The 10,990-nt window shown below is 37.4% G+C and carries 9 protein-coding genes, 2 rRNA genes, 2 pseudogenes and 1 riboswitch; of the genes and pseudogenes, 4 read left to right on the plus strand and 9 right to left on the minus strand.

The window, feature by feature from the left end:
- Positions 1-402 precede the first annotated feature (402 nt).
- From ACQKMH_RS11210 to ACQKMH_RS11225, 4 genes are all read right to left on the minus strand, one after another.
- On the minus strand, positions 403-1,719 hold the full coding sequence (locus ACQKMH_RS11210; protein WP_427587454.1) for a Na+/H+ antiporter NhaC family protein: 1,317 nt from the start codon (positions 1,717-1,719) through the stop codon (positions 403-405).
- A 190-nt stretch (positions 1,720-1,909) separates the two neighbouring features.
- Positions 1,910-2,017: riboswitch (SAM riboswitch) on the minus strand.
- A gap of 311 nt (positions 2,018-2,328) precedes the next feature.
- Positions 2,329-3,000, minus strand: a complete 672-nt coding sequence (locus ACQKMH_RS11215) for an SOS response-associated peptidase (protein ID WP_427587455.1) — start codon at positions 2,998-3,000, stop codon at positions 2,329-2,331.
- Positions 3,001-3,060: 60 nt separating this feature from the next.
- Positions 3,061-3,216 (minus strand): hypothetical protein, encoded by a 156-nt coding sequence (locus ACQKMH_RS11220; RefSeq protein WP_155727292.1) that lies wholly within the window; start codon positions 3,214-3,216, stop codon positions 3,061-3,063.
- 311 nt (positions 3,217-3,527) lie between these two features.
- A complete protein-coding gene (locus tag ACQKMH_RS11225) occupies positions 3,528-3,731 on the minus strand; it encodes a DUF3953 domain-containing protein (protein ID WP_427587456.1) in 204 nt (67 codons plus the stop codon).
- Between the two features lie 1,201 nt (positions 3,732-4,932).
- Between ACQKMH_RS11225 and ACQKMH_RS11230 the strand changes: the two genes are divergently transcribed.
- The 3 genes and pseudogenes from ACQKMH_RS11230 to ACQKMH_RS11240 all read left to right on the plus strand — a co-directional run.
- Positions 4,933-5,055, plus strand: a complete 123-nt coding sequence (locus tag ACQKMH_RS11230; protein WP_283902012.1) for a hypothetical protein — start codon at positions 4,933-4,935, stop codon at positions 5,053-5,055.
- Between the two features lie 642 nt (positions 5,056-5,697).
- Complete coding sequence (locus tag ACQKMH_RS11235) at positions 5,698-6,594, plus strand: S8 family peptidase (protein ID WP_427587457.1); 897 nt, start codon at positions 5,698-5,700, stop codon at positions 6,592-6,594.
- A 50-nt stretch (positions 6,595-6,644) separates the two neighbouring features.
- Positions 6,645-7,087, plus strand: a pseudogene (locus tag ACQKMH_RS11240) (GerAB/ArcD/ProY family transporter); the annotation flags it as partial.
- 227 nt (positions 7,088-7,314) lie between these two features.
- On the opposite strand, the gene ACQKMH_RS11245 reads toward ACQKMH_RS11240, so the two are convergent.
- A complete protein-coding gene (locus tag ACQKMH_RS11245) occupies positions 7,315-7,521 on the minus strand; it encodes a hypothetical protein (protein ID WP_427587458.1) in 207 nt (68 codons plus the stop codon).
- Between the two features lie 376 nt (positions 7,522-7,897).
- Positions 7,898-8,380 (minus strand): annotated as a pseudogene (locus ACQKMH_RS11250) (GH32 C-terminal domain-containing protein); the annotation flags it as partial.
- Between the two features lie 521 nt (positions 8,381-8,901).
- Here ACQKMH_RS11250 and ACQKMH_RS11255 point away from each other — a divergent pair.
- Complete coding sequence (locus ACQKMH_RS11255; protein ID WP_427587459.1) at positions 8,902-9,141, plus strand: hypothetical protein; 240 nt, start codon at positions 8,902-8,904, stop codon at positions 9,139-9,141.
- A gap of 568 nt (positions 9,142-9,709) precedes the next feature.
- Here the strand turns inward: ACQKMH_RS11255 and ACQKMH_RS11260 are convergent.
- The 3 genes from ACQKMH_RS11260 to ACQKMH_RS11270 form a co-directional block, all read right to left on the minus strand.
- On the minus strand, positions 9,710-10,561 hold the full coding sequence (locus ACQKMH_RS11260) for a tyrosine-type recombinase/integrase (protein ID WP_427587460.1): 852 nt from the start codon (positions 10,559-10,561) through the stop codon (positions 9,710-9,712).
- Between the two features lie 162 nt (positions 10,562-10,723).
- Positions 10,724-10,839, minus strand: a 5S ribosomal RNA gene (gene rrf / locus ACQKMH_RS11265).
- Positions 10,840-10,902: 63 nt separating this feature from the next.
- A 23S ribosomal RNA gene (locus tag ACQKMH_RS11270) occupies positions 10,903-10,990 on the minus strand; the annotation flags it as partial.

Genomic DNA, 10,990 nt, shown 5'->3' on the forward strand with positions numbered 1-10,990 from the left:
ATAGCCTAGTACTACATTAAATAATTCACAATTGTGGCAGAAGAGTTGCATTTTTTCCTTGCCGCAATGCATTTTCAGATGACACAACCACCCTCTTTTGCTTTTCTACCATAAGACTTTATGCACTCCTATATTGGTCTAAATTTGTGAACCAACGTGAATGCGTACGGTTTTACAAAACAGTCACTAATGGTTACTTGGATCGTTCTCCTTTGGTTTACCGAATATAAAACAAAAACCGCACGAGTGAAAAAAACACTGTGCGGTTAAATATATAATAGTTTCAAGGATTGGCGCGTCTTCAAAGGAGAAACTGTGGCTATATTGCATTTCTTCCGCTTCTCCCATACATCTCTTAGTTCTTGACCCCCTGTATCTAATGATTCAGGGGGTTGTTTCATTTTAAGAAGCACGTTTCTTCGTTACATCTACTCCCGCCTGAAATCGTGGAAAACCAATCAAGATCGCTATTACTCCACAAACGCCAATTAAAAGTGGGTAATATGAATATGGCAAGATGCTAATCGGAGAAATCTTTGCTACCCCCGCCGCTACCAGAAGCTGGGCCCCATATGGAATTAACCCTTGGATACAACAGGCAAAAACGTCAAGCAGGCTCGCGGATTTACGGGGATCAATCCCATACTTTTCAGCAATATTTTTGGCAAGAGGTCCGGCAATGATTATTGAAATCGTGTTATTGGCCGTTGAAAGGTTCGTCAAACTAACAAGCCCGGCAATGCTGAATTCAGCGCCTTTTTTTGTTTTACTATTTCGGGTCACGACTTGGAGAAGATAATCAATGCCGCCATTATGCCTGATGACAGCCACCATACCTGCAATCAAAATGGCCAGGAAAGAGATTTCATACATTCCCGCCATCCCCTCTCCCGTTTTTTGAATGACATCCAACAGTTTATAACTGCCATCCGCCATACCGATAATTCCTGCAAATACTATTCCAGTGGTAAGAACCAGGAACACATTGACTCCTGCCAATGCTGTGATCAATACACCAAGATAAGGAAGGATCTTCACCCAATTATATGAATGTTGGGAGATGGCGGCTTGTTCTCCCATCGTTAACATTCCAAGGATGACACATGTGATGATGGCAGCAGGTAACACGATGAAAAAATTCACCTTAAACTTATCCTTCATTTTAGTGCCCTGGGTACGAACTGCCGCGATTGTCGTATCTGATATGAAGGATAGGTTATCACCAAACATCGCACCACCGATAACGGCGGCCATTGAAAGGGCAAGCGATATGTCAGTTTGCTCACTAATTCCCACCCCTATAGGTGCAAGCGCTACAATCGTTCCCATACTTGTCCCCATTGATAAAGAAATAAAACAAGCGATAATGAAAATCCCTACCATTAAAAGATTTTGCGGAAAAACCGCTAGGGCAAGATTCACCGTTGATTCAACTGCCCCCATGCCATTTGCAACTTCTGAAAAAGCGCCGGCCAAAATGAAAATGATAACCATTAACATAATATTGGAGTCCCCGGCACCTTTACAAAAGATTTCAACCTTTTCATTGAAAGACTCTTTTCGATTCATTGCCAATGCGGCGGCTGATGCAATTGAAATCGCTACAATCACAGGAAATGAATAAAAATCTCTTGTAATGACCCCTGAACCTATAAATAAAATTAGAAAAACGACAAATGGGATCAACGCCCATGGATTCCCTTTATTGTTTGTACTCATGATGAACACCTCTTTTTATTTTTCCCATGACATGTGTCACAGCTCTTATTCTTTTAACAGCTTTCGCAAATTCCCCCTATTAAAAGATGATAATATCCCAGTCATGGAAGAATGCTTAAAAAACTGTAAGCAAAAAAAGACCCCTTCTTTTAAACACAAGAAGAGGTCTTTTAATTTATAAAAAACACCCTCCTTATCTTTCAGGCGAGAATCTGCCTGCTGGATTTGGCACAGCACTCCTATTAAGTCTGCTGCCGAGACATCTTCGGGCCAGTCCCTCCGTCTCTCTTGATAAGAAGATTTACATTATATAGTGAAAATAATATCAAATGTCACGATGTCCTCAGGATAGTGCAGGCTGGAAACTTGCCGAAACCACTCTAAGTATAGACGAGTCCACTCTCTGAAAGTGACATCGAATGTCAAAATGAAAAGTAAATATAAGAGTACAGCATTTTGTCTATTATCGCAAGGTTAAGTTAAAAATTATTTCACATGATTAAAAACGGATTTTTATAAGTGCAGTAAATAAGTTTTATTAACATTACACTACCTAATATCGCCATTTATTGGGAAGGAATGAATATAAAAAAGAGGTCTAAAGACCTCTCAACAAATTTGTTGTATTAGGTTAGGTGAATTATTTTTAGTCGAGTTCACATCAGTCGATACTTCAAATGCTTCCATCTGTTCCGAATCGAATGACTTTAAATATTGCTGCAGATAGGCCGCATCATTAATGGATGGATTCAACCAATCTTTTTCATCTTCCGGTTTAAGGATGACTGGCATTCGATCATGAATGCTGGTCATTAGCTCATTAGGAACGGTTGTTATAACAGAGCAAGAATAGATACTGATGCCTTCGGGAGATTTCCAGGATTCCCAAAGACCGGCCATTCCAAATGGAGCATGATTCTTAAGTTTTATTCGCATCGGTATTTTTCGCTCGGGTGTCTTCTTCCATTCATAAAAAGAGTCAGCGACTATCAAGCATCGTTTCTTCTTATACGCATTCTTGAAGCTTGCCTTCTCAGCAATGGTTTCTGCCCTTGCATTGATCATTTTGTAACCCACTTTTTCGTCTTTTGCCCAAAAAGGAATGAGTCCCCACCGAAGATATCCAAGTCGATTCCTAGTTCCGTCATTAATGACGGAGAGCACGGAGTGGGAAGGTGCTATATTATAACTGTATTGGTATTCCTCATCAAATGATCCTTGGATTTCAAACCGTTCTTTTATTTCTTCAATGTCAGTGAAAAGGGTGAAACGTCCACACATAATATCGCCTACCGTATAAAGATTTATTACAGTGTAACAAATGGAACGGGCGGGCACAAATCAGCGTTCTAAAATCCTGATGTCGGTAAATGGTTGATTAAATAATTCACTGGAAATTAAAAGAGTGCCAAGGACTTCTCTTTCATCTTCAGCTTTAATGATTTCTGACAAAATTAAAGTACTGCCATTCCTGACCGTTACATTATATTCATTCATAAGATCCCCCCTCATAAGACTAGATGGTTGTTATTATAAACCAAAAAACCAGAAGTATCAGTATTGAACTTTGGTAGAGTCATAGTTAATCCTCTTATGGTGAGTCTGCCATAGATGTTCCTTTAAATACTGTTGCTCCAAAGGTTTAATCAATCGTAGTAATGCCGGGACCGTAAATCCTTGTACGGAAGCGTTACATTTACACGTACGTAAAAAAGACTATCCATGAATTTAGTGAAATATGTTAATTTCATGGATACTAAATGATATAGCACTCGTAGGATTCTTGATTATAATTGAAATAGCGTGCTTTATAAATTGGCTTTGTTAAACATTAATGTTGATTTTTTGAACAAATAAAAGAGACCACTTATTGTGGTCTCTTTAGTGCATCCTATGGAAGCAAAGAAAATAAATAAAGAGATAGCAATATTCATATACCCCCAAAATCCTTTTCTGTCTTTTTGAAGTTCGGCTAATCCTGTCACCAACATAAGTGCCCCAAGGAAAAACACTTAATACGCCTGGACACCAGAAACAAAAGAACTAACATTAAATGATGCTAGTAATGCAAAATCCAATACAAGCACTCCCATAAACACAGACCAACCTCATATTTTTAAGAAGTAGTAGTATTGAAATCTCCGGTCCTCCTAACCTTGGGGGGATTGGTATCAAAATTTTCTTTCAGACTTATTAATTTAACGCCTTAGTTTTCAAATATATACAAGATTGATAAGCTCTCTCGTACACAACCTTTAAAAACTTTTAGTTATCACTACCAGACATTTACTCTGCTAAGACCTTCGTACATTGATATTGTTTAAGCATATCTAATTGTCGATTTAAGCCTAGCTGCTGTGTACTTTAATATTCTTTTTTTCTTCTTTTTCACAATTACATTTCTTGTTTTTTCTTTTCCCACAAATGATTCCTCATATATGTACGTACTGGCTTGCACACTATTACTACTACAATATATAAGCGGTTCTTAAAATCATACTTTACTCAAACTAATAAACTTTATTTCAAGGTTACACATGGATTCATCATAGCTGTATGAGATTTTTGATCGTGAGCATCATTTTGCTAATGCCCACATTATGTTAAAGAGCCCTTGCCTACTAACCAATATATCTTTGTGAAATTAATATATTCTATCGAGTTGTATACCATAATACATAACAAGTAATTTGTTTATCAACTCCTTATGCCGCATAGCACGGCAAGATATAGGGAATGACGTAGTCTGCTCGAACCTCTTTTAGTCATACGATTAATGGTTGCCGTAAACATACCCAGTGAGTAAAGGCACATCCTGTTAGAGATAGTTACACCACAATAGGTCCCTTGGGAACCAAGAGGTTTGTCGTCTTTCACTTTTATTGTTTACGTATGAATTTATTCAATTAAAAAAGGATATTTTCTCTAAGTCCTCTTCCGGTATCGGGCCCGCCTATTTGCACCAGAACCTTCCCATTTAGTAAAGCCTTCTTCCCAACGTTTTTATTAATTTCATATTGATCTATATGAAAACATGAGCAAAATAAAGAAAAACTTCAAAAACATGAGATTAGTCCCCATGACGCTCGCTTTCATTCGCTCATTACCAATAAATTGTCACTTTAATAAGGAATATCGACTTCGTAAAAAGATAACAAAAGAGAAATGAATGACAGTCATTCATAACATAATAAATCAAGGTGGTAATTTCACATGTTAAAATTATGGAAATCCGTTATTGAGTCGTTAGAGGTTCTAGATAAGGCTTATCATATAGCTGAAAAGAAGCGCGAACTTTCTTATGTAGAAATGTTCAAAAAAATAGCAGCCAAATAAATAGAGAGGTGATTTGATGCATGTAGATTGCAAAGTATGATCCCCTGTTCGTTTCCAATATGGAATGAGCAGGAGATCCCTTTTATTTGATGCTGTATAAATTCTCTTCTAGGCGTATCATCAATATGAAGGTTCTATACGCTAAAGAAAGAAATATTTCTGATACATGTATATGAGATACTAAAATCCCTTTAAAATCAATCATTTGTACAACGTATCAAGTAGGAGGACCCTATTATACAAACCTCTTAGCTTTGATATAACAGCGTTTGTAATTTTCTACCTATGTTGTTCAACAATCACGACTGATTGCTGAATATGTAAACGGTGATATATCTACTCCATCTCAATTAAATGTATTTTGTTTTAGTAAACTAAAATATCAAATTAGCTAAGGTTTATAGCAAAAGCTTGTCTCCATTCATAGGATAAAGAAAGGCTGTAATCAATGTTATTGGATTCAGCGTTCCTAAACGGGTTTTAAGTGTGGATTCCCCTCAATTGTTATTACAAAAGGAGGTGTTTCTGCCCGTCTTAGGGTTAATATGAAGGGAGAGGCTAGAATTGCCAAATGTTCAATTAGTACCCTTCCAAGTAGAAGGAATAACAGAAAATACCTTGGAAGTTCCACGAGGTATTAGAATGATTCGTGCACGCTCTATTTGGAGAGAAGGGTTTAAGGGTGAGAACATAGTAGTAGCCGTAATCGATACAGGATGCCAGTCAGATCACCCTGATTTGATTGGTCAAATTATTGGTGGATATAATTTCACGGACGATTATTATGGTGATCCTGTCAAATTTGCCGATAATAACGGACACGGGACTCATGTTTGCGGAACCATTGCAGCAGCAGAAAATGGTTTTGGAGTTGTAGGTGCAGCACCTAAAGCCAAGTTGCTGGTACTTAAGGTTTTAAATGGATCAGGAGAAGGAACAACAGAAAACATTACGTCAGCTATCAATTACGCTGTCAATTGGACAGGTCCTAATGGCGAAAAAGTACGGGTTATCTCGATGTCATTAGGGGGACCGGATAATGATCCGGCCTTACATTCGTCGATTATAAACGCCGTCCAATCTAATATAATGGTCGTGTGTGCCGCGGGAAATGAAGGCGATGGTAAGTCCGAAACAAACGAGTACAGTTATCCAGCTGCATATTCGGAAGTTGTGGCAGTAGGCTCAGTTGACCGGCGTGAACGCATTTCCAGATTTAGTAATTCTAATGGTGAAGTGGATTTAGTAGCCCCTGGGGAGAAAGTTGTATCAACTTTTCCTGGTAACCAATTTGCCGTCTTATCAGGTACATCCATGGCTGCCCCACATGTGTCAGGAGCTGTTGCGCTTTTGATAAATAAATTTGAAACAATACTTGGCCGTAAATTAACAGAGTTAGAAGAATTTAATGAACTCATAAATAATACAGTTTCGCTGGGCAAACCAAAGACTCAAGAAGGGCATGGAATGCTGAAACTAAATCACCAGAAATTAGAAAATATAAAAAAAGCTTTAAGGGAGTTTACCAAATCTAGGTAAATGTGTATTTTCTTTATTATCGGATTATCTTCCCCCTTTAATTGCATAAAAAAGCCGTTCTAATCGGAACGGCCATACCTTTGATCTTTTATGTAATAACGGTCATTATGGTCAACGGAGCGTTTTCCGTCGATGGAGTAGTTACAAGAATATGGCCGACCCTTGATCTCATGCTTGAAATCACCGGTTTGATCTTTGAACGGTTTGAGTCTTTGTTGCTCGTGATATGGATGATTCAAATGTTTTCCAGCTTACGATAACCTACTATGCAACTACTTTAGGGCTGGCTCCACTCTTCAAAAAGAACATTCATCCATTTATGTATAGATCAATTCCGGTTATTTACATAATTTCCATAATTCCTATAAATATCAATGACCAATTTAAATTTGGGGATATGATCGGTAATTCCGTGCTTTACTTAGTTGGTTTACTTCTCTCTCTTCTCATTGTCTCGAGATGGAAGGGTAAAAAGCATGAAACAAAATCATAACAATGTACGGCCCCTGCAGGATGCTGAAGCAGAAAAATGATGCCATCTAGGGTTTTGATCTGAAGAACTTACTCGATAACAAACCTTTTTTTATACTTTTTCTTTAAGTTACATAATCATAACTATTGCCAGAAAAAGTAAAAAGGAGTGTCGATATGAAGGTGGTTCTTCAAGCAATTATAGGTTCAATTTCTTGTAATCTATGTATTCGTTATGATGTTAGTCGGTTATATAGGTTGCGTTTTTGAATTTTCAGTTCTTAATTCATCTAACTCTTTTAATTCTTTTACATTTTTGATAGATTCTTTATTTTTCTCTGCAACAGCAATGCTTCCTTTTCCTTGCAAAGGTGGAATAATAGATACAAACAGTGGAATAATCATTGACCATAATACAAATTTATATCGATTCTGCTTTCTTTTACCAACCGTCATCTTATTTCCCCCGAATTAATTGATAAGGGGCTAACCAGCAAAATGCGGAAAACATACGCTAAGGTTCTGTTCAGAAAACCTTAAGTTTCTTAACACCTTATAGCTAAAGGATTTATGAGGATTTTCCTCATCTGTTGATGTTCAATAACTCATTCATTTATCTATTTTCAGTTAAAATGACAAAGATAAGTTTCAGTACATATAAGACAGTCTTAGCGTATAGAAATCGTGCTTTTTCTATGTCGGAATTTGCTTAACGTATGTTTTGCGCGAAATGTTGGTGGTACGCCTTTTAGTAAATGTTCATATTTGAAGAGTCATTTCTTATAAAAGAATGTATGTGTACACATATGAAAGGTATCTGCCAAGATGAGGTTCAATTAATCGAATCAAAGTGTGTAACCTTCACATTCTTAAAGATCGCTTTGCCGCCCTCGGAGAAGAGAGTAATTCCTTTATCTTCAGCATGAGGGAATATTAAGTTTGAATATGCAGCCTGTCCATCATCCACAAAAACTTCAATACTCGTTTTATCGACGAGAATCTTTAAATGAACCTTCTTCTTACTGGCATCAAATGGTGCAGTACTTTCAACGAACTGATTCGTTTCGTCAGGTTGATCTGTGAATGCTCGATTGACATAAGAGTAATTTTCTTCTGCAGAAATGCCTACGTCAACGTGGCGTTTTTGATCATCTGACTCCCTGAGCCTTAATCCTGTTTTCTTAAAATCCGACCATAATAGATCTGCCTCTATTTGATAGGCATCTCCTTTAACATCAAGTGTTTCCGAGCCATCCACTTCGATTTTATCAAAAGAATTCGTTGAGCTAGTCAATTCTTTTAATGCTTCTGAAGGCGATCACTTTTATCGATTTTTTCGTTTCATTCGCTCCTTCATAGATGCCGAACTGGTTATCCGGTAAATTATTTTAATCAAACGATTGATTAAAATATAAAGAAACTCGTCAAAGATTATATGATTTTCTGTTTGTGCTTGAAATAAATTAGTGTTTCTAGGACGCTCAGTAATGACCAAGGGTTTTTGCTCATATTTCTATATGAAATCCTTGACAATGTAAGCGCTTTCTTTTATAATAATAATAATAATAGGTTGGATGGCATGCGTGGCCGTCATAGTATCTGGCGTAGGTGGGGCCAATACCCGGAAAGTACATAGAAGAAATCCCTTATTTTATGCAACAGCTAGCTTCTTCCGAATAGGAAACAGTGATTCATCAATCATGTTATTCAAATACAAAAAAACTCTGTATTCGGTCAAATTCAGGGTTTCCCTAACTTGAAAGCTCCCCTTAAGATCCCTTATATTTTATTACAAATATGTATGCTAGTTTTATTGGTAGAATGAGGAGGTGCTTTATGGAGAACAAAAAAAGTTCCCTTTACGATGAATTACCGTTAGAATTATTGGCAGGATTTTATTATGAAATAAATAAGAACATTGAAAAAGGAATCTTGTCTGGTGCAATGTATCATGAAATTAGATTAATTGAACAAACAGCATTAAAAAAGGGTATCTCACTTGAATACCTACATGACAAGGGTGCTTGTATAATTGAAGCCGAGAAACTACTAAGAGAAACAACCCTGCAACCCTAAATAGTAGAATAAGCAGTCCATGATGTTTTCTAGTCTACCCTAGGTGAGGCCAATACCTGGAACAGTATATAGAATAAATTCCCTTTTATTAACCCTCTTGGCTACCAAAGGGTTGTTTTGGTGCTAACCTACAGTTTTTTTTTTACTTACGTGGAAACAAGAAAGTCAGAACAAGTAGAAATAACCCTGTACCAGCTTCTTTACGGCCGTTTTTATGATATCGTTCAAAATAGATAATGTCCCTTTTGCTTCCCCCTATTTTCTACTAATCCTCCTCATTATGGCCCCCTATGGCCATCAACGATAAATTGATAACACCGAGTTCTTCTAATAAAAATCAAGAAAAAAGCACTCATATTATGGTGCTTTTTCTGTAGCTAAACGGAGGTGGCATTCACCAAAAGAGATCATCGCCTTAAAAATTCCTAGTCTTTTTAATCTGTCCTTTAAAAGGCCTACACTTTATAAAAGAAATGCTATTTTTAAATCATCAGCAAGAAATCCCCCGTGCCATTTGAACTTATATAATGAAGGAATACTTCTTGTATATCGTTAAGTATTCCCAATCCTATAAATTATCAAAAGTATTTTCAATGGCTGAATCCAATTCTTCTTTTCCTTCTCCTATATAACGTTTGGTCATGTTCAAATCTTTATGCCCCATCAATTTTGAAACGGTTTGAAGGTCTATCCCCTTATCGATTAATGTTTGGCAAAACGTATTCCGCAGCTTATGGGGAGTCGCATTATATTTAGTCAGCATATATTGCACGGACCTTGGCGTTATGCGCTGATTCACACTGGATATGAAGATGGCTTCCGTTTCCATATTTAAAAATTCCTTGTATACCCTAATCTTTTCACTAGCAGTCATGGAGAGTGGAATCTTCCTGTCTATATCACCTTTTGAATCCCGGATGAGGATATATTGCCTTTCTCCCTCTTTTTGAATGTCACTATGGTTCAAATCACAAAGTTCGGACACCCGGATACCCGTATGAATCATTGTGTAGACAATAGCAATATTCCTAAAATGCCCAGAGGCCTCGATTTCTTTTAGGAGAGCAGCTTGCTCAAGCATGTTCAGGGCTTTTGGCGGTTCTTCGTTCTTTTCCTTTGCTTTACGATCGATGTTGAGGACGATTTCTGGTTTATCAAGGAACCTGGAAAACATGGTAATGGCTGAATAATGTTTTTCAATCGTTCCGCCACTCTTATTTGACTGTTCCATATCATCTAAATAGGTTTGGACGTGGGATTTTTCAATCTCTTCCACCTCACCTTTAAACCATTGAAGAAGCTGGGAGATGACTCCCACATAGGTTTTAATCGTACCATCGGATTTATTTTGACCCATTAACCATTTCGCAAAAGAATGAAGAATTTGTTTATTGTCCAGGATTTCTTCTTTACTGGTCATTCGAGAAGCCCCCTACCAAAATCATGCTATTAATAAGCCTTTCCAACGAATTGTGGAATTTATACAAAAAAACCTTAGGATAATCCTAAGGTTTAGAATGCGTAGATAGGATTAGAACCTGTTTATACGGGTTTATGAATCCTAATTGATGTGATAAATATTGCTTGGCGGCGTCCTACTCTCACAGGGGGAAACCCCCAACTACCATCGGCGCTGAAGAGCTTAACTGCCGTGTTCGGAATGGGAACGGGTGTGACCTCTTCGCTATCGCCACCAAACATATCAGGAACGTTGTTCCTTCAAAACTAGATAATAAGAAGGTATTTCATTTTTTTAAAGCGTTGGTTAAGTCCTCGATCTATTAGTATCAGTCAGCTCCACATGTCGCCACGCTTCCACCTCTGACCTATCAACCTGATCATCTTTCAG

This window comes from Peribacillus sp. NPDC097895 (assembly GCF_050277555.1).
GTDB lineage: Bacteria > Bacillota > Bacilli > Bacillales > DSM-1321 > Peribacillus.